The organism is Amnibacterium sp. (assembly GCF_036559085.1).
GTDB lineage: Bacteria > Actinomycetota > Actinomycetes > Actinomycetales > Microbacteriaceae > Amnibacterium.
On record NZ_DATBTU010000055.1, the window covers coordinates 9,813 to 36,175 of the forward strand.

Genomic DNA, 26,363 nt, shown 5'->3' on the forward strand with positions numbered 1-26,363 from the left:
AGGTCGCGAGAAGTGGCAACAGCCGGGGGCCTCATGGGTCGGGGCGGGCGGCGGTAGGATCGGCGCAACGACATCGATCCGGCCATCACCGGGGAGTCTCCGGAAGAACGTCGCGCGAGCGGCAAGTAGAACCGGACGGGGCGGCCCGTCATCGCCGGCAACGAGAGGGCGTCGCACGTCGTGCGACGTCAAGCGGGGTGGTACCGCGTCGGGAACGGCGTCCCCGTGCTGACCAGCACGGAGGACGAACGGTGTATCCGAAAGACGGCGGCGAGCCCGTCAGCCCCAGCCCGCGCTTCCCCGATGTGGAGCGGGAGATCCTCGCCTTCTGGGCCGCCGACGGCACCTTCCAGGCGTCGATCGACCAGCGCGAGGGCGCGCCCGAGTGGGTCTTCTACGACGGCCCGCCGTTCGCCAACGGCCTCCCGCACTACGGCCACCTGCTGACCGGGTACGCGAAGGACGCCTTCCCGCGCTACCAGACGATGCGCGGCAAGCAGGTCCACCGGCGCTTCGGCTGGGACACCCACGGCCTGCCCGCCGAGCTCGAGGCGATGCGCCAGCTCGGCATCACGACCAAGGACGAGATCGAGTCCATGGGCGTCGGGCGCTTCAACGGCGAGGCCCGCGCATCCGTCCTCCGCTACACCGCCGAGTGGCAGGACTACGTGACGCGGCAGGCGCGTTGGGTCGACTTCGACGACGACTACAAGACGCTCGACCCGAACTACATGGAGAGCGTGCTCTGGGCCTTCAAGCGCCTGCACGACCAGGGCCTCGCCTACGAGGGCGTGCGGGTGCTGCCGTACTGCTGGAACGACGAGACGCCGCTGTCGAACCACGAGCTGCGGATGGACGACGACGTCTACAAGCGACGGCAGGACCCGTCCGTCACGGTCACCTTCCCGCTGGTGGGGGAGAAGGCCGAGGTGCTCGGCCTCACCGGGGTGCGGGCGCTCGCCTGGACGACCACGCCGTGGACGCTGCCGACCAACGCGGCGCTCGCCGTCGGGCCGGAGATCGAGTACGCCGTCGTGCCGAGCGGCCCCGCCGGCACCACGGACTCCGAGGCGCCCGACAGCACCGGCGCGACGCCTGCGGCGTCGAGCACCGAGGTGTTCGGGGAGTATCTGATCGCCACCGCGCGGGTCGGCGACTACGCCAAGGAGCTCGGCTACGTGTCGGCCGACGAGGCGCGCGCTGCGGTGTCCCGCACCGTGGTCGGCCGCGACCTCGACGGCGTGCAGTACGACCGGCTCTGGGACTTCTACGCGGATGATGCCGTCTGGGGCATGCAGAACGCCTGGCGCATCGTCGTCGCCGACTACGTCTCCACCGAGGAGGGCACGGGCCTCGTCCACCAGGCGCCCGCCTACGGCGAGGACGACCAGCTGGTCTGTGCCGCCGCCGGCATCCCCACGATCACGTCGGTGGACGCGGGCGCCCGGTTCCTGCCGATGTTCGCCGAGACCGACCTGCCCGACATCGCCGGTGTGCACGTCTTCGAGGCGAACCGGACGATCATCCGCGCGCTGCGGGCGAAGGGCCGGCTGCTGCGCGAGCAGTCCTACGAGCACCCCTACCCGCATTGCTGGCGCTGCCGCAACCCGCTCATCTACAAGGCGGTGACGAGCTGGTTCGTGCGCGTCACGCAGTACCGCGACCGCATGGTCGAGCTGAACAAGCTGATCACCTGGGTGCCGGAGAACGTGAAGGACGGCCAGTTCGGCAAGTGGCTGGCCGGCGCCCGCGACTGGTCGATCAGCCGCAACCGCTACTGGGGCACGCCGATCCCCGTCTGGCGCAGCGACGACCCCGCGCATCCGCGGATCGACGTCTACGGCTCCCTCGCGGAGCTCGAGCGCGACTTCGGGCGCCTGCCGCGGAACGCGGACGGCGAGGTGGACCTGCACCGGCCGTACATCGACGAGCTGACGCGCCCGAACCCCGACGACCCGTCGGGCCGCAGCACCATGCGCCGGATCGAGGACGTGCTCGACGTCTGGTTCGACTCGGGCTCGATGCCGTTCGCGCAGGTGCACCACCCGTTCGAGAACGCCGACTGGTTCGACTCGCACAGTCCCGCCGACTTCATCGTCGAGTACATCGGGCAGACGCGCGGCTGGTTCTACCTGCTGCACGCGCTCTCGACGGCGCTGTTCGACCGGCCCGCGTTCTCCACCGTCGTCAGCCACGGCATCGTGCTCGGGAACGACGGGCAGAAGATGTCGAAGTCGCTGCGCAACTACCCCGACGTGTCCGAGGTCTTCGACCGCGACGGCTCGGACGCGATGCGCTGGTTCCTGCTCGCGAGCCCCGTGCTCCGCGGCGGGAACCTCACCGTGACGGAGGAGGGCATCCGGGAGGGCGTGCGGCAGGTGCTCCTGCCGCTGTGGAGCACCTACTACTTCTTCACGCTCTACGCCGGCGCGGAGGACTACGACGCGCAGCGGCGCACCGATTCGGCGGATCCTCTGGACCGGTACCTCCTCGCCGCCACCGGCGATCTCGTGCGCGGCGTGACGGCCGACCTCGACGGGTTCGACACGAGCGGGGCGACCAACCGCCTGCGGGAGTTCGCCGACGTGCTGACCAACTGGTACGTCCGGCGCAGCCGCGACCGGTTCTGGGCGGTTCGCACGGTCCCCACCCGCACGGCCGCCACGTCGCTTCGCGACGCGTCGGAACCGGCGGGCGTGGGCCCAGGCGGCCTCACGAACGACAGCAGGGCTGCGTTCGACACCCTCTTCACCGTGCTCGAGACCGTGACGCGGCTCGCGGCGCCCCTGCTGCCGCTCGTGTCCGACAAGATCTGGCGGGGCCTCACCGGGGGGCGCAGCGTGCACCTCACCGACTGGCCGGACGCGGGGGAGTTCCCGGTCGAGCCCGAGCTCGTCGCGCGGATGGACCGGCTGCGGGAGATCACCTCCGTCGCCCTGTCACTGCGCAAGCAGGCAGGGCTCCGGGTGCGGCTGCCGCTCGCGTCGCTGACCGTGGTCGCCGCCGACGCCGAGGGCCTGTCCGGGCTCGGCGCGGAGATCCTCGCGGACGAGCTGAACGTGAAGGCCGTCGACTTCGTGGTCGAGGACGCCGAGAGCGCCGCCAAGTACGGCGTGACCGAGCGGCTCGCGGTCAACGCGCGGGCGCTCGGCCCGCGGATCGGACGGCAGGTGCAGGCGGTCATCGCCGCCGCGAAGGCCGGCGACTGGAGCCACCGGGGCGGGGCGGTCGTGGTCGGCGACGTCGAGCTCTTCGCGGGTGAGTACGAGCTCGTCCTCGAGCGCGCCGGCGGCGGCGACGGCGAGGCGCTCGGCCTCGTGCCGTCCGGCGGCTTCGTGCTGCTCGCCACCGACGTCACGCCCGAGCTGGAGCTCGAGGGGCGCGCGCGGGACTTCATCCGGGACGTGCAGCAGGCGAGGCGGACCGGCGGCCTCGACGTGACCGACCGGATCGAGCTCGCCGTGGAGGGCGACGCCGACCTGCTGCGGATGCTCGAGGTGCACGGCGACCTCGTGCGGCGGGAGACGCTGACCGAGTCGATCGACGTCGCGCCGGCGACCGCCGGCTCGACGGATCGCGTGCAGCGCTGGCCGGACGGCACCCTCACCCGCATCCCGGCCGGGAACTGGGGCGCGACGGACGGCGCCCGGTTCGAGCTGCGGAAGACTGGAGCGGTGGTGCTCGATGTCTGACCGGTCCGCCCTCGACGGGATGCTCGACGCGATCTACGCGAGGGTCGGCGAGGTGGCGCCGCAGCCCCGGCTGTCGGCCACGCGCCGAGCGCTCGAGCTGCTCGGCGACCCGCACCGCGCGTATCCGATCGTCCACATCACCGGCACGAACGGGAAGACCTCGACGAGCCGGATCATCGAGAGCATCCTCCGCGCGCAGAACCTGCGCACGGGGCTGTTCACGAGCCCCGACCTCGGCCGCCTGAACGAGCGGATCGTCGTGGACGGCGAGCCGATCGACGACGAGACGCTGCTGCGCAACTGGCACGACATCGAGCCGTTCCTCGGCCTCGCCGACGCCGAGCTCGAGGCCGCGGGCGAGGCGCCGCTGACGTTCTTCGAGGCGCTCACCGTGCTCGCCTACGCGACCTTCGCCGACGCCCCCATCGACGTCGGGGTGATCGAGGTGGGGATGGGCGGCGAGTGGGACTCGACGAACGTCGCCGACGGGCAGGTGGCCGTGTTCACCCCCATCGACCTCGACCACCAGGACCGGCTCGGCAGCACGATCGCCGCGATCGCCCGCACGAAGGCCGGGATCATCAAGCCGGGCCGCAGCGTGGTCTCCGCGCTGCAGGCGCCGGAGGCGCAGGAGCAGCTCGAGCGAGCGGCGGAGCTGTCCGAGGCGACCATGGCGGTCGAGGGCCGGGACTTCCGGGTGCTCGGCAGGACGCCGGCGGTCGGTGGCCAGCTCGTCGACGTGCAGGGCCGCGCGGGCCGCTACGAGGGCCTCTTCGTGCCGCTGCTCGGCGCCCACCAGGCGCAGAACACCGCCGTCGCGATCGCCGCCGTCGAGACCTTCGTGGGCGACGGCTCGCTGGCGATCGACCGGCAGGTGCTCGACGAGGGCCTCGCGCTCGCGACCTCGCCCGGCCGTCTCCAGGTGGCCGCGACCGCGCCGACCGTGGTCGTCGACGCCGCGCACAACCCGCACGGCGCCGCGGCCATGGCCGCAGGCCTGAAGGAGTCGTTCCGGTTCTCGAAGCTGATCGCGGTGGTCGCGGTGCTGTCCGACAAGGACGCGGCCGGGATCTTCAAGGCGGTCGCGGATGAGGTCGACGAGTTCGTCGTCACGACGGCGCCCTCCGCCCGTGCGACGGATGCGGACGACCTCGCTCGCGTCGCCGTGGAGGTCCTGGGTGCGGACCGGGTCGTGGTCGAGCCCGACCTCGAGCGGGCCCTCGAGCTCGCCCGCGAGGAGGCCGCCGACGCGCCCGAGGGCGACGACGGCGCGGCCGGCGGGGTCGTCGCGTTCGGGTCGATCACCCTCGTGGCCCGCGTGCTGCAGATCGCGCGCGAGAGCGGCTGGTCGGCGACGTGAGCACGCCCCGGGTGCGCCGGCCCCGGACCCTCACCGCGAGCCTCGCAGCGATCGTGCTCGCCACCGAGTTCCTCGTCGTCGTGCTGGCGGCGCTGGTCGTCTTCGGTCTGAAGTCGCTGCCCGCGCCCGTCGCGCTCGGCGGCGGCGCCGCGCTGCTCGTCGTCATGGCGATCGCCGCCGCGCTCTCGCGCTCCCGCGTCGGCATCGCGCTCGGCTGGCTGGTGCAGCTCGTGCTCATCGCGGCGTTCGTGGTGCAGCCGGCTGTCGGCGTCGTCGGGCTCTTCTTCGGCGCACTGTGGACCTACTGCATGATCATCGGTGGCCGGATCGACCGCCGGACCACGAACCAGAGCGAGAGGACGGCACCCTGATGGCAGGAACGATCGAGGAGACCCTGGTGCTCGTGAAGCCCGACGGCGTCGCGCGCAACCTGACCGGTGAGATCCTCCGCCGCATCGAGGCCAAGGGCTACGCGCTCGTCGACATCCGCATGGTCGAGGCCGACCGGGCGCTGCTCGCCGTGCACTACGCCGAGCACGAGGGCAAGCCGTTCTACGAACCCCTCGTCGAGTTCATGGAGTCCGGCCCGATCGTCGCCATCCGCATCGCGGGGGAGCGCGTCATCGAGGGCTTCCGCTCGCTTGCCGGCACGACGGATCCGACGACGGCCGCCCCCGGCACCATCCGCGGCGACCTCGGCCGCGACTGGGGCGTCAAGGTGCAGCAGAACCTCGTGCACGGCAGCGACTCGCCCGAGTCCGCCGCCCGCGAGCTCGCCCTCTGGTTCGGCTGACGCCGGGCGGGCTAGAGGTAGTTGAGGACGTTCAGCCGCAGCTGCGCCACCACCGCGACGGCGAGGTAGGCGAGCAGGCAGATCAGCGGCGTCCAGCCGTAGAGCGCCGCCCCGACGCGGCGGACCGAGCGGCCGACCGGGAGAGCGCCCTCGCCGAGGTTGTAGAGCGTCGTCGCGACGAACATCGGGATGACCACGCTCCACACGAGCATGCACCAGGGGCAGAGCGTGCCCAGGTGGAAGATGCTGACGCTCATCAGCCAGATCACGAACGCGATCGCGCCGAGCAGCCCGAGGTTGAACAGCGCCCAGAACCAGCGGGCGAACCGGGCTCCGGCGAGGACCGCGACGCCGACGATGATCGGCGCCGGGAACGCCATCAGCCCGATCAGCGGATTCGGGAAGCCGAACGCGCTGCCCTCGGGCGAGCTGAGGTTCTTGCCGCACTGCACGATCAGGCTGAAGTTGCAGCTGAGGTGCGCGTTCGCGTTCTCGAGCACCTGGAACTTGTCGAGGGTCAGCTGGAACGCGGCGAGCAGCCCCAGCGCGCCGCCCACGATCAGCAGGATCGCGAGCGCGACGGGCCTTCTGGTCTCCTGCTCGAGCGCTACGGACGGTTTCGTCTCCTGCTCGATCACGGGAGGGAGTATTCCACCGTCCGGCACCCGTCCCGGGGGCGGACGCTCCGGAGCATGGCGTGCGATAATGCCAGCAGGTCGCCGTGCACCCGCATCGGAGGCCGAATGCTTCGACAGGCCCGCACCGAGCGGACCGAGACCCCGGGGGGACCCGGGACGGCGCTTGTCCCGCCGCGTGCGTCCGAACGAACGGACGTGCGGACTACGGATTTGCGCCGGTCCCGACGGCGCGGCGCACGCGCCGGCGAGCGGGATCGGCCTTGGAGCCCGGAGGGTGGCGCTCAGCGCCGCCGCATCCGCGTGAGGAGTGCACCCGCGATGGTGGAGTACGACGACAACCGCACGATCGACGAGCAGGCCGCCGCAGCGGCACCGGAGGAGGCGCCGAAGCGCCGCCGCCGGGTCTCGCTCCCGCGACGTGCGAGCAGCGCGGTCTCCGCACGCGGCGAGGCGCTCCCGCAGCAGGACGGATCCGCGGAGCAGCCGGTTCCCGCCGGCACCGACGCGCCTGCACCGCAGGAGACCGGCCCGCAGGAGACCGGCCCTCATCAGACGGGCGCCGACGAGCAGGTCGAGTCTGACCTGATCGTGCCCGAGGACCCGGCGACCACGGAGCCGGCCGCGGAGCCCGGGCAGGAGCCCGAGTACGTGGATTCGACGCCGGGCGACGCCACCGAGGACCCCGCGGAGCAGCCGCAGGCGGGCCCCGCCCGTCCGCCGCTCGCCGTGCTGTTCCAGGCGCCGCCCGCGCTGCCCGCCGCCGCGCCGGGGCTCGCCCCCGACGTCGAGGAGGAGGACGACGAGGACCAGGACGCCGCCGACGACGAGTCCGGCACGGGATCCCGCCGCTCGCGCCGTCGCACCCGTCGCCGCACCGGTGGTCAGCAGCAGCAGCAGAGCCAGGAGGGTGCCGTCACCGAGGTCGTGCCGAAGGCGCGCCCGGTCAAGGAGCCCATCACCGAGCCGCAGAAGCTGAAGGGCTCCACCCGGCTCGAGGCCAAGCGTCAGCGCCGCCGCGACGGCCGCGACGCCGGCCGCCGCCGCACGGTCGTGACCGAGGCGGAGTTCCTCGCCCGCCGTGAGGCCGTGGACCGCCGCATGATCGTCCGCAACGCGGGCGACCGGATCGAGATCGGCGTGCTCGAGGACGGCATCCTCGCCGAGCACTACGTCGCGAAGTCGCAGAACGTCTCGCTGATCGGCAACGTCTACCTCGGCCGCGTGCAGAACGTGCTGCCGAGCATGGAGGCGGCCTTCGTCGACATCGGCCGCGGCCGTAACGCGGTGCTCTACTCCGGTGAGGTCGACTGGGACGCCGCGAGCGAGCGGCTCGGGGAGAAGGGCAACCAGGCCCGCCGCATCGAGCTGGCGCTGAAGTCCGGCGACACGGTGCTCGTGCAGGTGACGAAGGACCCGATCGGCCACAAGGGCGCGCGGCTCACCAGCGCCGTCTCGCTGCCCGGCCGATACCTGGTCTACGTGCCGAACGGCTCCATGAACGGGATCTCCCGCAAGCTGCCCGACACCGAGCGCGCGCGGCTCAAGCGCATCCTGAAGGACGCGCTGCCCGACTCCGCCGGCGTCATCGTGCGCACCGCGGCGGAGGGCGCGACCGAGGAGCAGCTCACCGTCGACGTGCAGCGGCTCGCGAACCAGTGGGCCGAGATCCAGCGCCTCGTCGAGACCGCGAGCGCGCCGACGCTGCTGCACGGCGAACCCGACCTGCTCGTGAAGATCGTCCGCGACGTCTTCAACGAGGACTTCACGAAGCTGATCATCGAGGGCGACGACGCCCGCGCGACGATCGAGCGCTACCTGCAGCAGGTCGCGCCCGACCTGCTCGATCGCCTCGAGCGCTGGGAGGGCGACACCGACGTCTTCAGCGCCCACCGCGTGCACGAGCAGATCGAGAAGGCGCTCGACCGCAAGGTGTGGCTGCCCTCGGGCGGCTCCCTCGTCATCGACCGCACCGAGGCGATGACCGTCATCGACGTGAACACCGGCAAGTTCGTCGGCTCCGGCGGCAACCTCGAGGAGACCGTCACCAAGAACAACCTCGAGGCCGCGGAGGAGATCGTCCGCCAGCTCCGGCTGCGCGACATCGGCGGCATCATCGTCATCGACTTCATCGACATGGTCCTCGAGAGCAACCGCGACCTCGTGCTCCGGCGTCTCGTCGAGTGCCTCAGCCGCGACCGCACCAAGCACCAGGTCGCCGAGGTCACCTCGCTCGGGCTCGTGCAGATGACCCGCAAGCGCCTCGGCGTCGGGCTCGCCGAGTCCGTCACCGAGAACCCGTCCGGCGCCGAGCCGAAGCAGGAGCAGGGCCGCCGCCGTCGCGGATCCTCCGGTGGCGGGGCCACGCCGCCCGCGGCCCCCAAGGCGTCGACCACGCACGCGATCACGGACGGGATGAAGAACGCCCTCGCGCAGATCGCCGGAGCGACCATCGCGCCGGCGAAGCCGCTGCTCGATCCGACCGCGGGCCACCGGCCACCGGAGCGTCCGGCGGCGAGCGAGCAGCCCGCCGCTCCGGCCGCCGAGCCCCAGCCGGCCGCCGAGCAGGCGCCCGTCCAGGAGGCGCCCGCCGCCGCGCAGCCGGCCGCCCCCCTGATCGAGCTGCCCGAGCCGCACGTCGAGGCCCAGTCGCACCGCGTGCCCAAGGAGGTCGCGGTCGATCTGCTCGACTCCGTGCTCGAGGCGCTGCCCGCGCCGAAGCAGCCCGGTGAGGGGCGCCGCCGCTCGCGCCGCGTCTCCACCCCGGCCCTCACGCCCGGCAAGGACGAGTAGCCGGTCCCTGCTGCATGCGGATGTGCCGAGCGCGGTCCCGATCGGGGCGGATGCGCGAGGCGCGAGGCGCATCCGCATGCGCCCGGCGCGACTCAGTGCCGGTCGCGCCCCTTCACCCGCAGGCCGCTGGCGATCAGCCGCCGCGTGAGCTCACCGGCGGTCACCCGCTCGGCGCCCGCCGCGACGAGCTCGTCGATCCGCTCGGCCGGCACGTCGTAGTGGTCGAGGTCGAAACCGCGGGACGGGATGCCGTTCGCTGCCGCGAACGCGTGCAGCTCCTCGAGCGACGCGTCGCTGACCAGATGCGCCCACATCCGGCCGTGCGCCGGCCACATCGCGGCGTCCACGAGCACGGCCATACCGGCATCGTCCCACCCGGAGGCGACCGGCGCTGGTGGAGGACCCGGTCGCAGTGGGCTATGATTGACGGTCGGTGCGCGGGCGACTTCTTGAGTCGCAGTCCGGTGACGCACCGGTCAGACGTTCCGTCACCTGCCGCGCGAATCCGCGTCCGGCCCCCGGTGGCACTGCAGAAGAGGTTGAGGCTCGAAGTGGTCTATGCGATCGTGCGCGCCGGTGGGCGCCAGGAGAAGGTCGAGGTCGGCACCGTGGTGACGCTCGACCGCATCGCCGCGGGCGAGGACGGCACCATCCGTCTCGCGCCGGTGCTGCTCGTCGACGGCGACACCGTCACCCACGAGGCGGCCAAGCTCGCCGACGTGACGGTCACCGCGGAGGTCCTCGGCGACCTGCGCGGCAAGAAGATCGTCATCCAGAAGTTCAAGAACAAGACCGGGTACAAGAAGCGTCAGGGCCACCGCCAGGAGCTCACCCGCGTCCGCGTCACCGCGATCGGCTGAGGGGAGCACAGCAATGGCACACAAGAAGGGCGCGAGCTCGACCCGCAACGGTCGTGACTCCAACGCGCAGCGCCTCGGCGTCAAGCGCTTCGGCGGCGAGGTCGTCAAGGCCGGCGAGATCATCGTCCGCCAGCGCGGCACGCACTTCCACCCCGGCATCAACGTGGGTCGCGGCGGGGACGACACCCTGTTCGCCCTCGCGCCCGGCTCGGTGCGCTTCGGCGCCCGCGGTGGCCGCAAGGTCATCGACATCGAGGTGGCCGCGGTCGCGGAGTGACCTCGGATCCCCGAAAGCGGGGATCCTCAACAGCATCGGTGACGGGCGGGTCGAGTACCCGCCCTTCGCCGTATCCGGACCCGGAAGGAGGGCGGAGCCCATGGCGACCTTCGTCGACTCGGTGACCCTGCATCTCACGGCCGGACACGGCGGCAACGGCTGCGTCTCCATCCGCCGTGAGAAGTTCAAGCCCCTCGCGGGCCCCGATGGCGGCAACGGCGGCAACGGCGGCGACATCACGCTCGTCGCGGACCCGCAGGTGACGACGCTGCTCGGCTACCACCGGGCGCCGCATCGGACCTCCGGCAACGGCACGCCCGGCGCGGGCGACAACCGGTACGGCTCCAACGGCGAGTCGCTCGAGCTGCCCGTGCCTGTCGGCACGGTCGTGCGCGACCCCGACGGCACGGTCGTCGCCGACCTCGCCGAGCCGGGGATGCGCTTCGTCGCGGCCTCCGGCGGTCATGGCGGCCTCGGCAACGCGGCGCTGGCCAGCACGAAGCGCAAGGCGCCCGGCTTCGCGCTGCTCGGCGAGCCCGGCGAGACGATCGACGTGCGCCTCGACCTCAAGACGGTGGCGGATGTGGCCCTCGTCGGATTCCCGTCGGCCGGCAAGTCGAGCCTCATCGCGGCCATGTCGGCCGCGCGGCCGAAGATCGCCGACTATCCGTTCACCACCCTGCAGCCGAACCTCGGCGTCGTCGAGGCGGGCCGCACCCGGTACACGATCGCCGACGTGCCGGGCCTCATCGAGGGCGCCAGCGAGGGCCGCGGCCTCGGCCTGGACTTCCTGAAGCACATCGAGCGGTGCAGCGTGATCGTGCACGTGCTCGACGCCGCCACGGTCGACCCCGGGCGTGATCCGCTCACCGACCTCGACGTCATCCGCCGCGAGCTCGGCGCCTACCCGGTGCCCGCCGGCCAGAAGCCGCTGCTCGAGCGGCCCCAGGTCGTCGCCCTGAACAAGATCGACTCGCCGGATGCGCGCGAGCTCGCCGAGCTCGTCCGCCCCGACCTCGAGGCCCGCGGCTTCCGCGTCTTCGCCGTCTCCGCGGCGAGCCACGAGGGCCTGCAGCCCCTGTCGTTCGCCCTCGCGCAGCTCGTCGAGATCGACCGGGCCGAGCGCGCCGCCGAGGCCCGGCCCGCGCGCATCGTGCTGCGACCCGAGCCCGTCGACCAGAAGGACTTCGTCGTCAAGGTCGAGGGCGGCACCGAGCCCGTCTACCGCGTGCTCGGCAGCAAGCCGCAGCGCTGGGTCGCCCAGACGGACTTCACGAACGACGAGGCCGTCGGCTACCTCGCCGACCGGCTCGCCAAGCTCGGCGTCGAGGACGGGCTCTTCGAGGCCGGCGCGGTCCCCGGCTCCACCGTCGTGATCGGCCCCGGCGACGGCGTCGTGTTCGACTGGGAGCCGACCCTCATGTCGACCGCGGAGCTGATCACCGCCCCGCGCGGCAGCGACGTCCGCTTCAACCAGTCCGGTCGCCGCACGACCGAGGAGCGCCGCACCGGCTACCGCGAGCGGATGGACGCGAAGGCGGCCGCCCGCGCGGATCTCGAGACCGAGCGGCGCGCGGAGCGCGAGCAGGACCGGGTGCTCGGCGAGACGCGGGAATGACCGCACCCGCCCTGCCGGAGCAGACCCCCGACGCAGCGCGCATCGTCGTGAAGGTCGGGTCCTCGTCGATCTCCGGGGACAAGGCCGGACAGGTGGTCCCGCTCGTCGCCGCGCTCGCCGCCGCCCACGCTCGGGGCACCGAGGTCGTGCTCGTCTCCTCCGGCGCGATCGCGACCGGCATGCCGCACCTGCGGCTGCGCGACCGTCCGACGGACCTCGCGGTGCAGCAGGCCGCGGCGGCGGTCGGCCAGAACCTCCTCATCAAGCGCTACCAGGAGCAGCTCGACGGCTTCGGCATCGTCGCCGGCCAGGTGCTCCTCACCGCGGGCGACCTCGAGAACCCGAAGCACCGCGAGAACGCGGAGCGCGCGCTCGACACCCTGCTCGCGCTGCGGATCCTGCCGATCGTCAACGAGAACGACACCGTTGCGACCCATGAGATCCGCTTCGGCGACAACGACCGGCTCGCCGCGCTCGTGGCGGAGCTGATCGGCGCCGACCTGCTCGTGCTGCTCTCGGACGTCGAGGCGCTCTACACGCGGCCGCCGGGGGAGCCCGGCGCGGAGCCGATCCCGTTCGTGGCCGCGGGCGACCCGCTGGCCGGCGTGATCGTGGGGGAGAGCGACACCGGGGTGGGCACCGGCGGGGCGGCCACGAAGGTCGCCGCGGCCCGGCACGCGGCCGCCGCCGGCATCGCCGTGCTGCTCACCGCCACCGAGCACGTCGCGCGCGCCCTCGAGGGCGACACCGTCGGCACCTGGTTCGAGCCGGCCGCAGACGCCGAGGCGGCCGCCGGATAGACTCCCGCGCCATGACGGACACCCTCGTGGCTCCTGCCGACACCGACGCCACGCCCCGGTTCGCGGCGGCGAAGGCCGCGTCCCGTCGCCTCGCCGTCGTCTCCGGCGCCGAGCGCGACCGCGGGCTCGAGGCCATCGCGGCGGCGCTGCTCACCGCATCCGACCGCGTGTTGACTGCCAACGTCCGCGACCTCGACGCAGCGCGAGCGGCCGGCATGGCGGAGGGGCTGCAGGACCGCCTGCGCCTCGATGCCGCCCGCGTGGCGCGCCTCGCCGACGCCGTGCTGCAGATCGCGGCGCTGCCGGATCCGGTGGGCGAGATCGTCCGCGGCCGCACCCTGCCGAACGGGCTGCGCCTCAGCGAGGTGCGCGTGCCCTTCGGCGTCGTCGGCGCGATCTACGAGGCGCGCCCCAACGTCACCGTCGACATCACCGCGCTCGCGCTGAAGAGCGGCAACGCGGTCGTGCTCCGCGGCGGCACGGCGGCGCAGCACACCAACGCCGTGCTCGTGGAGGTGGTGCGCGGCGCGCTCGCCGACGCCGGACTCCCCGCCGACGCCGTGCAGTCCGTCGACGACCTCGGCCGCGACGGGGCCGCGCAGCTGATGCGCGCCCGCGGGCTCGTCGACGTGCTCGTGCCGCGCGGCAGCGCGTCGCTCATCGAGACCGTGGTGCGCGAGTCGTCCGTCCCGGTGATCGAGACCGGTGCCGGCGTCGTGCACGTGTTCCTCGACGCAACCGCGGATGAGCGGATGGCGACCGAGATCGTGGTGAACGCGAAGACGCAGCGCGTCGGGGTCTGCAACGCGCTCGAGACGCTGCTCGTGCACCGGGACGCGGCCGAGCGGCTGCTGCCGCCGGTCGCCGCCGCGCTGCAGGACGCGGGCGTCGTGCTGCACGCCGACGACACGGTCCGCGCCGTCGTGCCCGGCCTCGAGCCCGCGACGGAGGCGGACTGGGGCACCGAGTACGGCTCGCTCGACCTCACCGTCGGCGTCGTCGACGACCTGGACGCCGCCGTCGCGCACATCGAGCGGTGGTCGACTCGGCACACCGAGTCGATCGTGACGAACGACCTCGCCAACGCCGAGCGGTTCCTCGCGGAGGTGGACTCGGCGGTCGTCATGGTGAACGCGTCGCCGCGCTTCTCCGACGGCGGCGAGTTCGGCTTCGGCGCCGAGGTCGGCATCTCCACGCAGAAGCTCCACGCGCGCGGCCCCATGGGCCTGCCGGAGCTCACGAGCACGAAGTGGCTCGTGCGCGGCTCGGGCCAGACGCGCCCGTAGAGCGCCGCGCGCTCTGACCTGGCGTGGCTCGGCGGTGGCCGCGGACCCGACGGGCGGTTTCGGACACTTCCGGGCGTCATCGGACGCCCGATACGCCCGAAGTGGCCCGTCGGCGGCCGAGGCGGGGTCGTGCCGCGACTCATGAGCTCCGATTCGGGGAGCCCTAGAATCGTCGGGTCCCGGAAGACCGTTCCGGGCGGGAGGAGGATCCGGGTGACGCTCTCGTCCCTCGTGCCGCTCGTGATCGCCGCGGAGGCGGCGAATCCGCTGCCCGTGCCGAACTTCGTGTTCCCGCTCATCGCCGCGAGCGTCTTCACGCTCCTCGGCTTCGTCGCCTGGTCGTACCGCGACGTCGCGAACCGTCACGCCGGCAAGTCGATGCGCGGTGGCGACCACCACGGTCCGAGCGTCTAGGCCGGAGCCGTCAGCGCCGCATCCGCCACCCGGCCGCCCGGCAGCACCCGCCGCCGTCTCGGCGTGATGGGTGGCACCTTCGATCCGATCCACCACGGCCACCTCGTCGCCGCGAGCGAGGTCCAGCGCGTCTTCGAGCTCGACGAGGTCATCTTCGTCCCGACCGGGCTGCCCTGGCACAAGACGGCGGTCACCGAACCGGAGCACCGGTATCTGATGACGGTGGTCGCAACCGCGTCGAACCCCAGCTTCACGGTCTCCCGCGTCGACATCGACCGCGGCGGCGTCACGTACACCGTGGACACGCTCCGGGACCTCAAGGAGCAGCATCCGGACGCCGATCTGTTCTTCATCTCGGGCGCCGACGCGATCGCCCAGATCTTCAGCTGGAAGGACCTCGACGAGCTGTGGGACCTCGCCCACTTCGTCGCGGTGACACGCCCGGGGCATGTGATGTCGGTCGCGGGGCTGCCCCACGACGACGTCAGCGTGCTCGAGGTGCCCGCTCTGGCGATCTCCTCGACGGATTGCCGAGCGCGTGTGCGACACGGCGCACCGGTTTGGTACCTGGTCCCGGATGGTGTGGTTCAGTACATCAGCAAGCACCGTCTGTACAGGAGCGCACCATGACCTTGTGGCAGGACCAGTCTTCGCGGGGGGGCCGTAACGGCGCCGCCGTGGACACCGCCCGAGTGGGGGAGACCCTCGAGGACGGACAGCCGATCAGCCGGCGGGAGGCCCGCGAGCGCGAGCGTCAGGCCGCCGAGGCTCTCGCCGCCGGGCGAGCGCACCCCTCCGGAGTCGTCGACTTCGACGGGCACGACTTCAGCAGTGAATTCGGTTCGGACCAGGAGTTCCCTGTTCCCGACACGACGGATATCTGGGCGGCGCTCTCGCGGCGTGCGGATGTCCCTGCGGCCCCCGAGACCGAGGGGCCCCGCACGGGCGACCTCGCCCGGTTCCGCTCCGGCGTCCCCGAGGCCCCGGCGCGCAGCAGCGGCCCCGTGTCCTCGTCGCCGATGACCGGCGAGCTGCTCGACCGCGTTCGCGACGCCGTGCTCCGTGAGCACGTCGCCGAGCCGCTGCCGACCCTGCGCACCCCGGTGCAGCAGCCGCTGACCCGCAAGGAGCTGCGCCGCCGCCAGGCCGAGCAGACCACCGACGACGGCATGCCCGCCGCCTGGTTCAGCGACGGCGCTCCCGCCGCCCGGCCCGACGTGCCCGCCGCGTTCGCCGGCTACGAGGAGACCCCGACGGTCGCGATGCCGGCACTCGACCGCGCCGAGCTCGAGGCGCAGTCGCCGATGACGGCGCCTGTGAACCTGCCGCAGTTCTTCGCCGCGCCCAAGGGGAACGACGCGCTCACCTTCTCGAGCCCGGTTCCCATCGTCGACCCCGACCCGCAGTACGAGGCGGAGCCGGAGCCCGAGTTCATCGAGCCGCAGCCCTACCGCGGGCGCGCGTGGAGCCAGGTGACGGACGAGCCCGTCCTGCCCGCCTTCGCCGAGCCGAACCCCTGGGGCGAGCCGGCGGCCTACGCCGAGCCCGCCGCGTACGCGGAGCCGGCCGCCGCCTTCGGGCCGGAGCAGGTCGGCCCGCCCTCCGAGGTGACCGACCTCGCCGGCTTCGAGGCCCTCATCCGCCGTGCCCGCTCGGGGCAGGCCCAGCCGCCCGCACCGGAGCCCGCGTTCCGCCAGCCGGAGCAGCCCCGCCAGGCCCTCCCGTGGGCCGACGAGGACGAGGACGACGCCCAGGACTACACCGGGCTCCTCGGCCGCAACGTGCAGGGCGGCAACGGCTCCGCGAACGCGCTCATCCTCTCGAACGACCCGCAGCCCGACCTCACGCAGGCGGTCAACAGCACCGGCGACATCTTCATCACCGGCTCGCTGAACCTGCCGCGCAGCCTCGCGCAGACCGGCGCCACGGGGGAGTACGACTCCCTCGAGATCGACCGGCTCTTCGAGGCGTCGCAGGACGAGGCGGCCGCCGGGGTCGCTCCTGTGCGGGCGAGCCGCGCGGTGAGCGGCACCGGCTCCACCCGGGCGATCATCGGCGGCCGGCGCGCGCACGGCAACATCCTGCCCACCGTGCTGGCGATCATCGCCGGTGCGATGGCTGTGGGTGTGGTGACCCTGCTCATCGGCAGCTGGGTCCTCAAGCTATTCTGATCGGGACGTGAAGACGGAAGCTGCGCACACCCAGGTCCAGCAGGCGGCCGAGGCCGCCTGGTCGAAGAACGCGGCTGACGTCGTGGCCATCGACGTGTCGTCGCGGCTGCCCCTGACCGACGCGTTCCTGCTCGTGTCCGGCAGCAGCGAGCGGAACGTGGTCGCGATCGCGGATGCGGTCGACGACCGCCTGGCCGCCGAGGGCGTGGGGCTGAAGCGCCGCGAGGGCCGCGGGCAGGGACGTTGGGAGCTGCTCGACTTCGGTGACGTCGTCGTGCACGTCTTCCATCAGGAGGACCGCGCCTACTACGGCCTCGAGCGACTCTGGCGCGACTGCCCGGCCATCCCGCTCGACCTCTCCGACGATGCGGGCCGGGCCGCCGCCTCCTGACGTCGGTCGGGCGTCGCGCCGCCGTGCCTGCAGCCGTGCAGCTCCGTCCCGCGCGCCTCGACGAGGCGGTGCGGATGATCCGCGCCCGCGGCGCCGTCGCGCAGCTCGTCGTGCTGCACCGCGGGCGGCCGGTGCTCGACCGCGCGTTCGGCTGCCGCCCCGACGCCCTCTTCTGGACCTTCTCCGCGGGCAAGCCCGTGACCGCGATGACCGTGCACGTCCTCGCCGAGCGGCGGCTGCTCGACCTCGACGCGCCCGTCGCGAGCGTCTGGCCCGACTTCGCCGCCCGCGGCAAGGCGGCCGTCACCGTCCGGCAGGTGCTCGAGCACCGGGCAGGGCTCGGTGCCGCGCGCATCGCCGGGGACGCCCTCGTGCTCGCGGACCGCGAGCGGGCGACCGCGCGGGTGGCCGCCGCGCCGCTCGTCCGCGAGCCGGGCACCGCGGCCGGCTACAGCCCTCTCGCCGCCGGCTTCGTGCTCGGCGAGCTCATCCGCCGGGTGACCGGCAGCCCGGAGCGTGAGGTCGTGCAGCAGCTGCTGCTCGACCCCGCGGGCCTCGGCGACACCCACCTCGGGCTGCCCGGCTCGCTGCTGCCCCGGGCGGTCCCAGTGCGGGGCGCGAGCGCGCTCGGCCGCCTCGTCGCCGCACGAGTGAACCGGCCGGCCGTGCGACGCGCGGTGATCCCGTCGGCCGGGCTGTCGACGACCGCCCGCGATCTCGCGGCCTTCTACCGGATGCTGCTCGCCGGCGGGCGCGTCGGCCGTCGCCGGGTGCTCGCGGCGAGCACGGTCGCGGAAGCGGTCGCGCCGTCCGGCGACGACGGCTTCGACCGGGTCGCGCGGTACCCCATCCGCTGGAGCGCGGGCTTCCAGCTGGGCGGCCCCCGAGCCGTGCCCGGTACGGTGAGCCCGATGGGGGCGAGCAGCAGCCCGCGGGCGTTCGGCCACAACGGCAGCAACTGCTGCATCGCGTGGGCCGACCCGGACCGCGACCTCGTCGTGGTGCACCTCACGAACCGCATCGGCTGGCCGCTGCCCGATCTGCGGTTCCACGCCGCGGTCGCCGACCGGATCCTCGCGGCGGTGCCATCCGAACCGGCGACGTCGCCGAACACGTAGGGAGGAGGCGGGATGCCTGGATCGGAAGGCCGTGCGATGTGGCGTGCGGCGGTGCTCGGACTGCTCGTCGGGGCCCTCGCCGTGGTCGTCGGGGCGCTGCCGGCGACGGCCCATGACTACCTCGTCAGCAGCGACCCGGCCAATGGCAGCACGGTCACCACCGCACCGACGGCGGTGACCCTCACGTTCGACGCCGCGGTGCTCGGCACGGGGAACGGCGCGACCGTGCTCGCCGTCACCGGCCCGGGTGGCAAGCACTACGAGACCGGCTGCCCCGTCGTGAAGAACGACGACCTCAGCGCGCCCGTGCGGCTCGGACCGGCCGGCACCTACACGGCGACCTGGCGGATCGTCTCGTCCGACGGGCACCCCGTCTCCGACTCCATCAGCTTCCGCTACGCCCCTGCCGCCGGCGCGGCAGCATCCGCGGGAGCCGCGAACGGGCCGTCCTGCGGATCCGTCGTCACGCCGGGTGCCTCGCCGGCCGCATCCTCGTCCTCCTCATCCGGGGTGGCGGCGCTCATCGCGGTGGTCGTCGGCGTGCTCGTGGTGCTCGTCGCCGGCGTCGCGGTGGTCGCCGTGGTGGTCACCCGTCGCCGGACCTGATCGGCGCACACGATGCTCGTCACCGGCGTCCTGGGCCTCGTGATCGTCGTGCTGGCGCTCACCGCGTTCGTCGCCGAGCGTCGCGCTGCCGCGCGTCAGGGCCGGCGGATGCGTCCGGCCTACGTCGCGACGGACGTCATCGGCGGCGCCTTCGGGCTCGTCGTCGCCGTGATCTCGTTCACGGCCTGACCCTCAAGCGAACCGGTGTGGCCCCACCGGTGGGTTGCCACTTCTCGCCCTCGAGGCGCGGCTTCCGGGGCCAGAAGTGGCAACCCACGGGATCGCGGTCCGCGTCGCTGCGACTCCGGCGCTCAGGCGCGGGCGGCGAGCTCCCGCAGCAGCTGCTCGGGGCTGATGCCCGCCCGGCGCGCGCGCCGCTCCAGGCGGGCCCACTCGTCCTCGGGCAGCTCGACGGTGACGCTCCTGGAGCCGGGCGTACCGCTCGCCGCGTCCGCGATGTCGAACAGCGAGGGGGGCGCGACGCGCGGAGCCGCATCGACCGGGGTCGCAAGCGCGGGCTGCGCGGGCCGGGGTGACGGCGCGACGCCGAAGCCGGGGCCCGACGGGATCGCCGCGCCGCGCTGGTAGGCGGTGGCCACCGCGCGGGCGCGCTCGTCGGCCGCCTCGTTCAGCTCGTGGCCGACGTGACCCTTCACCCACTCGAACCGGTACCGCCGGCCGGCGATGGCCTCGTCGAGCTCCTTCAGCAGCTCGACGTTCATCACCGGCTTGCCGTCGGCCTTTCGCCATCCCTTGCGCTTCCAGCCCGGCATCCACTTCGTCACCGAGTTGATGACGTACTGGCTGTCGCAGAGGACGAGCAGGTCATCGTCGACGCCGCTGGTCGCGTGGAAGAGCTCGAGGACCGCCTTCAGCTCGCCCATGTTGTTCGTGCCGTGCTTCCAGCCGCCCGCGTCCCAGCGGTCCTCGTCGATGTACCAGGCCCAGCCGGCCGGACCGGGGTTGCCGAGCGCGGATCCGTCGGCGGCAGCGGTGATCGTCACCGGATCATCGTAGGAAGCCGAGGGGGAGCGACCCGCTCACCCCGCGGGCGTGAACCAGGGCGGGTGCACCACGATGCGCGGCGCCGAGCCCTCGACCGCGTCGAACATGCGCCGCACGCGCGTGCGCATCGGCTCGTTCGGCACACCGATCATCGTGACGGCCGTCATCGGCACGGGCCCGGGCAGCAGCACCTCCACCCCCGCGAGCTCGGGGTCCTCGCGGCTCGCCTTCGCGACGGCGCGCGCCGGGTCGCCGATGGAGAAGCCCGTCGCGGGAGCGGATGCGTCGCCGAGGGCGACGACCGCGTCGGCGCCCGCGACCGTGGCGGGCACGACGAGCATCACGTACTCGGTGGGGGAGCTGAGGCGCGCGGCGGTCGAGAACTGGGCGCCGATACCGCCCTCGCGCAGCTCCGCCCAGCGCTCGGCGTCGGGCGTCAGCGCGAACGGCACGTACGTGTCGACCTTCGTCCCGTCGCCCACATCGGCCGCAGCCCGGAGCTCCCGGACGAGCGGGGCGGCGATGTCGACGTCGGGGTCGGCGCCGCCGGCGATCGACTTCACGACGCCGTCGAGCAGGATCGCCTCGAGGTTGCGCGCGTGCGTCCAGTGGTAGAGCCGGCGGCTCGCGAACGGCGGCCCGGTGGGGGCAGCCACGCCGACGCCGGCGATGCGCCGTGAGGCCGTGATGCGGGACGCGGTCGCCCGCGTCGGCTTCCTGGCCGGCCGGGCACGCGTCGTGGTGGTCGCCGATGCCGCGACGGTCGGCGGCGCCTCCGGCGCGACCCGCGGGAAGCAGATGTCGCACAGGCCTTCATCGAATCCGTGGATGCATTCAGCCACTGTCACCCCTCCATCCGCGCGTCGATCCCCGGAGTCAACGCTACGCGCTTCCAGCGCCTTCTCTGTCGGCGGGGTCGGCGGCTCGCGCCGAGATCGCTCAGGGCGGATGGCCTCAGGCGGCGGTGTCCGACCAGTCGAGCACGCGGAGCGCGTGCAGGGTCAGCCACTTCGACGGCTCGCCCGGCCCGACGCCGACCTCGAGCCAGACCTCGCCCGCATGCCGGAGGTCCTGCCGCCACCGGCCCTGCTCGTCCTGTCCGGCGCGGACGACCTGGATGGCCTCCGCAAGGCGGCGCGGATGCGGCCGTGAACCGCCGTGCATCGCCGCAAGACGGACGTGGTCGGTCGCCTTCAGGGCGCTGGAGACCCAGCGGAGGGGTAGGCGAAGTGCGTGGCCCAAGGCGCGACGGTCTCGCCGCGCTCGACCTGCCATCGGAGCGCCGGATCGCTGTCGAGCAGCCGGTCGCCGAGGGCGTGATCGAGCTCCATCGCCGCAGGCCGGCGAGCGGCACCGACGCGCGGGCATCATCGGGGAACGACAGAAGGCCCCGTCCTGGCGGACGGGGCGTCTTCTCGTTCGGTGGATCCGAGGGGACTCGATCCCACTCGAGCCGCCCCCACATCGCCTACGGCGCTGCGCCGGACTGCTCGAGCGGGGCCCACCCTGGAAGCAGCTTCTCGATCCCTCGAGGCCGACCAACGAGAAGACGCCCCGTCCTGGCGGACGGGGCGTCTTCTCGTTCGGTGGATCTGAGGGGACTCGAACCCCTGACCCCCTGCATGCCATGCAGGTGCGCTACCAGCTGCGCCACAGACCCGTGCACCGCCTGAAGCGGCCTGTCGAGTGTACACCGACACCCGGGCCGACATCGGCTTCAGCCGCTCGCCTGCGGTTCGGCGAGCATCGGGGTGACCCGCTTGCTCGTGCGGGTCGCCCAATCCGTGTTGCTGACGGATGCGATCACGACGATCGCGGCGCCGGCCGCCATGATCGTCCACCAGAGCGGATGCGCGTCCACGACGAACGACGGCCCCACCTTCGCGCTCCCCGATGCGCCCGTGACCGTGCCCGCCAGCGCGATGCCGAGGGCGGTGCCCACCTGACGGCCCGTCGAGGTGATCGCCGCCGCAGCCCCGCCCTGCGAGTTCGGCATCCCGCTCACGGCCGTGTTCGTGATCGGCGCGTTCACCAGCCCGAACCCGGCGCCGAACATCGCGAAGATCACGAGGATCAGCGCGATCGGCGACGTCGCCGTCGTGAAGGTCAGCAGCACCGCAGCGGCGGCGATGATGAGGCCAGAGAGCGTCATCGGCAGCCGCGTGCCGCGCGTCCCCACCAGGCGCCCCGAGATCGGCGAGGTCAGCAGGATGAGTACGCCCGCCGGCATGAACAGCAGCCCCGTCATCACCGGTGAGAGGTGTCGGGCGTCCTGCAGCGCGAGCGTGTTCGTGAACAGGAACGCGCCCCACGAGCCGAAGGCCGCGATCGCCGCGAGGATCGCCGACGAGAACGGGATGCTCGCGAAGAAGCGGGGGTCGATCAGCGGATCGTCGTGGTGCAGCTCGTACGGCACGAACGCGAGAAGGGCCGCCAGCCCGACCACGAACGCGCCGATCGTCAGCGGCGACCCCCACCCGAGCTGCGGCCCCTCGATGATCGCGAACACGATCCCTGCGAGCCCGACGATGATGAGCAGCTGCCCGACCGGATCGAAGCGCCGCACCCGGTCCGACTTCGACTCCGGCACGAAGAGCGCGGTGAGCGCGACGGCCGCGATCACGATCGGCACGTTGACGTAGAAGATCGACCGCCATCCGATCGTGTCGACGAGGATCCCGCCGACGAGCGGCCCGAAGCCGAGGGAGACCCCGCTGATCGCGCCCCAGACGCCGAGCGCCCGGGCGCGTCTGCGCTTGTCGGTGAAGGTGTTCGTCACGATCGACAGCGAGACCGGGTTGAGCATCGAGCCGCCGATCGCCTGCAGCACCCGCGAGCCGATCAGCATGCCGTCCGACACGGCGAGGCTGCAGAGGATCGAGCCGACGCCGAAGATCACGAGCCCGGTCTGGAACACCCGGCGCCGGCCGAACCGGTCGCCGCTCGAGCCTGCCAGGACGAGGAAGCTGGCGATGGTCAGCGTGTACGCGTCGAGGGTCCACTGCAGGCTCGCGACGCCCGCGTGCAGGTCCTTGCCGATGGAGGGCAGGGCCACGTTCGTCACCGTCGCGTCGAGCGTCACGATGAAGAGGCTCAGGCAGCAGATCACGAGGATCAGCTGCGGGTGCCGGTAGCGGGACGGCACGTCGGAGCTCACCGCACGATGCTAGGTCGCTCCCGCTCCGCGCTCAGTGGAGGTTCAGGACGCGGGAGTGGACACCGGACCGAGCACGGCGGTCGCGATGGTGCTGAGCGCGGAGTCGGCGCTCGAGGGGTTGAAGGCGCCGGCGAGCACGTCCCGGTACAGGCGCGCCAGCTCGCTCGACGCCGCGTACCCGCTGCCGCCGCCCACGAGGATCGCCTGGTCGACCGCCGCTTTCGCCTGCTCCGTCACCCGCACCTTCAGTCCCGAGGCCTTCGCGAACCAGGTGCGGCCGTGGTCGGCCTGCGTGTCGAGGTCACGGGCGAGGCCGCGGATCTGCGGGTCCAGCCCGTCGTCGATCAGGGCGGCGGATGCGATCCGCCGGCGGATGTCCGGGTCGTCCGAGCGCGGCGCCCCGTCGAGCTTCAGGGACGTGCGGCGGGTCGCGGCCTCGGCGGCCAGCGCGACGGCGCGGTGCGCGATGCCCGCGTAGACGGAGGCGAGCAGCACCTCGAAGTTCACGAACACGCCGAAGACGAGCGGATCCGGGTTCGGTCCTGGCGGCAGGCGCCGCACGATCCGGTCAGCCGCGACGACGGCGTCCGACAGGCGCGTGGTGTGGCTCTGGGTGGCGCGCTGCCCGAGCGTGTCCCAGTCGGGCACGATCTCGATGCCGGCCGCGCTGCGGTCGAGGAAGCCCCAGACGATCTTCGGGGCGTCCTCGCTGGTGCTGTCGAGCCCGAAGGTGCCGAGCCGTGTCCAGACCGGCGACAGCGAGGTGAAGGTCTTCGTGCCGGTGTAGGCGTAGCCGCCGTCGGGCCGGGGCGCCGCGTCGACGGTCGAGCCGAACAGCACGAGGTCGTTGCCCGCTTCGCTCACGCCGAAGGCGAAGACCTCCCCGGCTGCCGCCTCGCGCAGCACGAACTCGAGCGAGTCGTCGCCGCGGTCGAGCAGGGTCTTCGCGACCGCGGTCCAGACGAGGTGCATGTTCACGGCGAGCGCGGTCGCCGGCGCCGCGGCGGCCAGGCGCGACTGCTCAGCCGTGAGCTCCTCGAGGGAGAGGCCGGCCCCACCGAGCCGCTCGGGCACGAGGGCGGCGAGGTAGCCGGCCGCGCGCAGCTCGGCGAAGTCCTCGTCGGGGAAGCGGTTGTCGCGGTCGTACCCGGCCGCGCGGTCGTGGATGCGGGCGAGCAGGTCGTCGCCGAGCAGGGACGTCATGAGCCGAAGATCCTCTCGAGGAAGGCGTTGCCGAACTTCCGCTCCGGGTCCCGCGCGTCGCGCAGCGCCTCGAAGTCGGTCCAGCGCGGGTAGTGGTCGCGCAGGCACAGGCCGGACGCGGCGAAGAGCTTGCCCCAGTGCGGCCGTGCGCCGAGCGGCAGCAGCCGCTCCTCGAGCCGGGGGAGCAGCGGGAGCACGAGGTCGGGCAGGTCTCGCCAGGTGAACTGGATGGAGACGGCGTCCGTGCCGTACGCGCCGCTCAGCCAGAGGTCGTCGGCGGCCATGGTGCGCAGCTCGGTGACGTGGAGGGCCGGATCGAGGTCGTCCGCGAGCTCCCGCACCGTCGCGATCGCCTGCAGGGCGGTGGCCCTGGGGACCAGGTACTCGCTCTGCAGCTCCTCGCCGACGCTCGGCGTCGCCGCCATCCGGAAGTGCGGCAGCCGGTCCCACCAGGGCCCGGGCACGCCGCCCTGCTCGGTGTTCTTCGTCGCGACGCCGATCTCCGCGACGCCCATCCGGCCACCGGCGGGCCGTGCGCCGAACAGGTCCTCCGGCGGCACGGTGCCCCGCGACTTCACGAGCACCCGCTCGACCGGGTCGCGCCAGCGCGTGAACATGCTGACGCTGTAGCCGGCCGAGGTGATCGCGTCGAACGACGCCTCGAGGCTCGACCAGGGCAGGTCGAGGTACGCGTCCTGGCGGATCTCGTAGGTCGGCTGGATCGCGACGGTCAGGCGCGTCACGACGCCGAGCGCGCCGAGCGCCACGACGGAGCCGGCCACCTCGTCGCCGGTCACCTGCCGGAGCCGGCCGTCGGCGTCGATCAGCTCGAGGGCACGGACCTCGCTCGACATGGTGCCGAGCCGGTCGCCGGAGCCGTGCGTGCCGGTCGCGACCGCGCCGCCGATCGAGATGTGGGGGAGCGACGGCAGGTTCGCGAGCGCCCAGCCGCGCTCGTCGAGCGCCTGGCCGACGTCACCCATCCGCTCCGCGGCGCTCACGGTCGCGGTGCGGGCCGCCTCGTCGATCTCGACCTCGACGGGCAACCGGTCGAGCGCGACGAGCACGCCGTCGCCGTCGGCGCAGTCGCTGAAGGAGTGCCGGGTGCCGAGCGCGTGCACGCGACGGGATGTGGCGACGAGCTCGCAGACCGCCTCGACGGATCCCGGATGCGCGATGGGCGCCGAGTAGGTGAGGTTGCGGGCCCAGTTGCGTTCGGTCGCCACAGCCGCAACCTAGCAACCGCGGCAGGGGCCGTTGCGCGGGTCAGAGCGCCGACCCGGCCGCAAGCAGGGCGACGACGAGCAGCAGCGCGGCCGCCATGACGGCGCGGAACGCCGTGCGGGTCGGCCGTGCGCTGAGTGCGGCGACGAGCCCGACCACCGCCGCGAGCACCGTGAGCAGGAGGGCGATCAGCCCGACCGGGCCCGGCCGGGCGCCGACCGCGATCAGCACCGCGGCGCCGAGCACGACGAGGGCCGCCAGTGCTCCCGCGACCCGGGCCCCGAGCAGCTGGGGCAGCCCGCGGGAGCCCTCGGCACGATCCGCCTCGACGTCCGGCACGACGTTCGCGAAGTGCGCCGCGATGCCGAGTGCCGCGCCGGCGGCGGTGGCCCAGAACGGCGGCCACATCGGCGGGGACAGCAGCAGCGTCGCGAGCGCGGGCAGGCTGCCGAAGCTCACGATGTAGGGGAGCACCGAGACGGGGGTGCGCTTCAGGCCCAGGTTGTAGGTCCAGGCGGAGGCGACGAACACGACGTGGAGCAGGGCGGCCGGCGGCGAGGCGGGCAGCGGCAGCAGGAGGCCCGGCACGAGCGCGACGAACGCGGCCGTCCGGAGCAGGGCGGGGTCGATCCGCCCATCAGCCGCCGGCTTGTCGGTGCGCCCGGCGGCCCGGTCCGCGCCGGCGTCGAGCCAGTCGTTCGACCAGCCGACCGACAGCTGGCCGAGCAGCATCCCGGCCGTGAGCAGCGCCACCCGCCAGGCGTCGGCGCCGACCGCGATGCCGAGCCCCAGCGTGACCCCGGTGACGACGAGCGTCGGACCGAGGTGGGCGCTGCGGGCGAGCGCGGCGGCGGTGCCGCGGGAGGTCACGTGGTCATTCTTGCCGAGGGGGCGGCGGGCCGGGTGACTTCGAGGGGAGGCGGTCACCCGGCGTCGCCGGTGTCGGGGAGGCGCGGATGG

Annotated in this window: 25 protein-coding genes, 1 tRNA gene and 1 pseudogene; 17 read left to right on the forward strand and 10 right to left on the reverse strand. The window is 73.1% G+C overall.

Features of this window, described 5'->3' with window-relative positions; all coding sequences use genetic code 11:
• Nucleotides 1-251 precede the first annotated feature (251 nt).
• Genes ileS through ndk form a run of 4 tightly spaced genes read left to right on the forward strand, consistent with a single transcriptional unit; the run spans nucleotide 252 to nucleotide 5,845 of the window.
• Nucleotides 252-3,692 (forward strand): isoleucine--tRNA ligase, encoded by a 3,441-nt coding sequence (gene ileS, locus VIG76_RS09630; RefSeq protein ID WP_331953567.1) that lies wholly within the window; start codon nucleotides 252-254, stop codon nucleotides 3,690-3,692.
• Nucleotides 3,685-5,052: a bifunctional folylpolyglutamate synthase/dihydrofolate synthase gene (locus VIG76_RS09635; RefSeq protein ID WP_331953569.1), complete on the forward strand. Its 1,368-nt coding sequence runs from the start codon at nucleotides 3,685-3,687 to the stop codon at nucleotides 5,050-5,052. Before ileS ends, VIG76_RS09635 begins: the two co-directional genes overlap by 8 nt.
• Nucleotides 5,049-5,423, forward strand: coding sequence for a DUF4233 domain-containing protein (locus VIG76_RS09640; protein ID WP_331953571.1), 375 nt, complete (start codon nucleotides 5,049-5,051; stop codon nucleotides 5,421-5,423). The genes VIG76_RS09635 and VIG76_RS09640 overlap by 4 nt, the downstream gene beginning before the upstream one ends.
• Nucleotides 5,423-5,845 carry a nucleoside-diphosphate kinase gene (ndk, locus tag VIG76_RS09645; RefSeq protein ID WP_331953573.1) on the forward strand — a complete coding sequence of 141 codons (423 nt, stop codon included), beginning with the start codon at nucleotides 5,423-5,425 and terminating at the stop codon, nucleotides 5,843-5,845. The genes VIG76_RS09640 and ndk overlap by 1 nt, the downstream gene beginning before the upstream one ends.
• 11 nt (nucleotides 5,846-5,856) lie before the next feature.
• Here ndk and VIG76_RS09650 read toward each other — a convergent pair whose 3' ends face one another.
• Nucleotides 5,857-6,483: a vitamin K epoxide reductase family protein gene (locus VIG76_RS09650; protein ID WP_331953575.1), complete on the reverse strand. Its 627-nt coding sequence runs from the start codon at nucleotides 6,481-6,483 to the stop codon at nucleotides 5,857-5,859.
• A gap of 318 nt (nucleotides 6,484-6,801) precedes the next feature.
• Here VIG76_RS09650 and VIG76_RS09655 point away from each other — a divergent pair, with 318 nt between their 5' ends.
• Nucleotides 6,802-9,273 (forward strand): Rne/Rng family ribonuclease, encoded by a 2,472-nt coding sequence (locus VIG76_RS09655; RefSeq protein ID WP_331953577.1) that lies wholly within the window; start codon nucleotides 6,802-6,804, stop codon nucleotides 9,271-9,273.
• Nucleotides 9,274-9,365: 92 nt separating this feature from the next.
• Here the strand turns inward: VIG76_RS09655 and VIG76_RS09660 are convergent, their stop codons facing one another.
• A complete protein-coding gene (locus VIG76_RS09660) occupies nucleotides 9,366-9,632 on the reverse strand; it encodes a DUF4031 domain-containing protein (RefSeq protein ID WP_331953579.1) in 267 nt (88 codons plus the stop codon).
• Nucleotides 9,633-9,824: 192 nt separating this feature from the next.
• Here VIG76_RS09660 and rplU point away from each other — a divergent pair, with 192 nt between their 5' ends.
• From rplU to VIG76_RS09720, 12 genes and pseudogenes are all read left to right on the forward strand, one after another.
• A complete protein-coding gene (gene rplU, locus VIG76_RS09665; RefSeq protein ID WP_331953581.1) occupies nucleotides 9,825-10,133 on the forward strand; it encodes a 50S ribosomal protein L21 in 309 nt (102 codons plus the stop codon).
• Nucleotides 10,134-10,146: 13 nt separating this feature from the next.
• A complete protein-coding gene (gene rpmA / locus VIG76_RS09670) occupies nucleotides 10,147-10,410 on the forward strand; it encodes a 50S ribosomal protein L27 (RefSeq protein ID WP_331953583.1) in 264 nt (87 codons plus the stop codon).
• 100 nt (nucleotides 10,411-10,510) lie between these two features.
• Entirely contained in the window at nucleotides 10,511-12,028 is a 1,518-nt protein-coding gene (gene obgE, locus VIG76_RS09675) for a GTPase ObgE (protein WP_331953585.1), read from the forward strand.
• Entirely contained in the window at nucleotides 12,025-12,828 is an 804-nt protein-coding gene (gene proB / locus VIG76_RS09680; RefSeq protein WP_331953587.1) for a glutamate 5-kinase, read from the forward strand. The genes obgE and proB overlap by 4 nt, the downstream gene beginning before the upstream one ends.
• Before the next feature lie 11 nt (nucleotides 12,829-12,839).
• Nucleotides 12,840-14,114 carry a glutamate-5-semialdehyde dehydrogenase gene (locus VIG76_RS09685; protein ID WP_331953589.1) on the forward strand — a complete coding sequence of 425 codons (1,275 nt, stop codon included), beginning with the start codon at nucleotides 12,840-12,842 and terminating at the stop codon, nucleotides 14,112-14,114.
• Between the two features lie 213 nt (nucleotides 14,115-14,327).
• Complete coding sequence (locus tag VIG76_RS09690) at nucleotides 14,328-14,528, forward strand: hypothetical protein (protein ID WP_331953591.1); 201 nt, start codon at nucleotides 14,328-14,330, stop codon at nucleotides 14,526-14,528.
• A gap of 45 nt (nucleotides 14,529-14,573) precedes the next feature.
• Nucleotides 14,574-15,158 (forward strand): annotated as a pseudogene (nadD, locus tag VIG76_RS09695) (nicotinate-nucleotide adenylyltransferase); the annotation flags it as partial.
• A 47-nt stretch (nucleotides 15,159-15,205) separates the two neighbouring features.
• The gene (locus VIG76_RS09700; RefSeq protein WP_331953593.1) at nucleotides 15,206-16,699 is read left to right on the forward strand and encodes a hypothetical protein; all 1,494 of its coding nucleotides are present in this window, start codon (nucleotides 15,206-15,208) and stop codon (nucleotides 16,697-16,699) included.
• Nucleotides 16,700-16,706: 7 nt separating this feature from the next.
• Nucleotides 16,707-17,090: a ribosome silencing factor gene (gene rsfS, locus VIG76_RS09705; RefSeq protein WP_331953595.1), complete on the forward strand. Its 384-nt coding sequence runs from the start codon at nucleotides 16,707-16,709 to the stop codon at nucleotides 17,088-17,090.
• A 35-nt stretch (nucleotides 17,091-17,125) separates the two neighbouring features.
• Entirely contained in the window at nucleotides 17,126-18,208 is a 1,083-nt protein-coding gene (locus VIG76_RS09710) for a serine hydrolase domain-containing protein (RefSeq protein ID WP_331953597.1), read from the forward strand.
• Nucleotides 18,209-18,220: 12 nt separating this feature from the next.
• Nucleotides 18,221-18,814 (forward strand): copper resistance CopC family protein, encoded by a 594-nt coding sequence (locus VIG76_RS09715; protein ID WP_331953599.1) that lies wholly within the window; start codon nucleotides 18,221-18,223, stop codon nucleotides 18,812-18,814.
• A gap of 12 nt (nucleotides 18,815-18,826) precedes the next feature.
• The gene (locus VIG76_RS09720) at nucleotides 18,827-19,003 is read left to right on the forward strand and encodes a hypothetical protein (protein ID WP_331953601.1); all 177 of its coding nucleotides are present in this window, start codon (nucleotides 18,827-18,829) and stop codon (nucleotides 19,001-19,003) included.
• Nucleotides 19,004-19,125: 122 nt separating this feature from the next.
• Here VIG76_RS09720 and VIG76_RS09725 read toward each other — a convergent pair whose 3' ends face one another.
• The 8 genes from VIG76_RS09725 to VIG76_RS09760 form a co-directional block, all read right to left on the reverse strand.
• Nucleotides 19,126-19,818: an RNase H family protein gene (locus tag VIG76_RS09725; protein ID WP_414640631.1), complete on the reverse strand. Its 693-nt coding sequence runs from the start codon at nucleotides 19,816-19,818 to the stop codon at nucleotides 19,126-19,128.
• Nucleotides 19,819-19,854: 36 nt separating this feature from the next.
• A complete protein-coding gene (locus VIG76_RS09730; protein WP_331953603.1) occupies nucleotides 19,855-20,667 on the reverse strand; it encodes a DarT ssDNA thymidine ADP-ribosyltransferase family protein in 813 nt (270 codons plus the stop codon).
• Nucleotides 20,668-20,773: 106 nt separating this feature from the next.
• On the reverse strand, nucleotides 20,774-21,061 hold the full coding sequence (locus VIG76_RS09735) for a hypothetical protein (RefSeq protein ID WP_331953605.1): 288 nt from the start codon (nucleotides 21,059-21,061) through the stop codon (nucleotides 20,774-20,776).
• A gap of 345 nt (nucleotides 21,062-21,406) precedes the next feature.
• Nucleotides 21,407-21,479 (reverse strand) — tRNA-Ala (locus VIG76_RS09740).
• A 57-nt stretch (nucleotides 21,480-21,536) separates the two neighbouring features.
• Nucleotides 21,537-22,976 carry an MFS transporter gene (locus tag VIG76_RS09745; RefSeq protein ID WP_331953607.1) on the reverse strand — a complete coding sequence of 480 codons (1,440 nt, stop codon included), beginning with the start codon at nucleotides 22,974-22,976 and terminating at the stop codon, nucleotides 21,537-21,539.
• Between the two features lie 42 nt (nucleotides 22,977-23,018).
• Nucleotides 23,019-24,179 carry an acyl-CoA dehydrogenase family protein gene (locus tag VIG76_RS09750; protein ID WP_331953609.1) on the reverse strand — a complete coding sequence of 387 codons (1,161 nt, stop codon included), beginning with the start codon at nucleotides 24,177-24,179 and terminating at the stop codon, nucleotides 23,019-23,021.
• Nucleotides 24,176-25,405, reverse strand: a complete 1,230-nt coding sequence (locus VIG76_RS09755; protein WP_331953611.1) for an FAD-binding protein — start codon at nucleotides 25,403-25,405, stop codon at nucleotides 24,176-24,178. Before VIG76_RS09755 ends, VIG76_RS09750 begins: the two co-directional genes overlap by 4 nt.
• 40 nt (nucleotides 25,406-25,445) lie before the next feature.
• Nucleotides 25,446-26,273, reverse strand: coding sequence for a UbiA family prenyltransferase (locus VIG76_RS09760; protein WP_331953613.1), 828 nt, complete (start codon nucleotides 26,271-26,273; stop codon nucleotides 25,446-25,448).
• Between the last annotated feature and the right edge of the window lie 90 nt (nucleotides 26,274-26,363).

Bases quoted from the DNA above. Each gene is read 5' to 3' on its own strand.
- VIG76_RS09635 (WP_331953569.1), top strand. From the start codon at position 3,685: ATGTCTGACCGGTCCGCCCTCGACGGGATGCTCGACGCGATCTACGCG.
- ndk (WP_331953573.1), top strand. From the start codon at position 5,423: ATGGCAGGAACGATCGAGGAGACCCTGGTGCTCGTGAAGCCCGACGGC.
- VIG76_RS09655 (WP_331953577.1), top strand. From the start codon at position 6,802: ATGGTGGAGTACGACGACAACCGCACGATCGACGAGCAGGCCGCCGCA.
- VIG76_RS09660 (WP_331953579.1), bottom strand. From the start codon at position 9,632: ATGGCCGTGCTCGTGGACGCCGCGATGTGGCCGGCGCACGGCCGGATG.
- rpmA (WP_331953583.1), top strand. From the start codon at position 10,147: ATGGCACACAAGAAGGGCGCGAGCTCGACCCGCAACGGTCGTGACTCC.
- obgE (WP_331953585.1), top strand. From the start codon at position 10,511: ATGGCGACCTTCGTCGACTCGGTGACCCTGCATCTCACGGCCGGACAC.
- proB (WP_331953587.1), top strand. From the start codon at position 12,025: ATGACCGCACCCGCCCTGCCGGAGCAGACCCCCGACGCAGCGCGCATC.
- VIG76_RS09685 (WP_331953589.1), top strand. From the start codon at position 12,840: ATGACGGACACCCTCGTGGCTCCTGCCGACACCGACGCCACGCCCCGG.
- VIG76_RS09715 (WP_331953599.1), top strand. From the start codon at position 18,221: ATGCCTGGATCGGAAGGCCGTGCGATGTGGCGTGCGGCGGTGCTCGGA.
- VIG76_RS09720 (WP_331953601.1), top strand. From the start codon at position 18,827: ATGCTCGTCACCGGCGTCCTGGGCCTCGTGATCGTCGTGCTGGCGCTC.
- VIG76_RS09750 (WP_331953609.1), bottom strand. From the start codon at position 24,179: ATGACGTCCCTGCTCGGCGACGACCTGCTCGCCCGCATCCACGACCGC.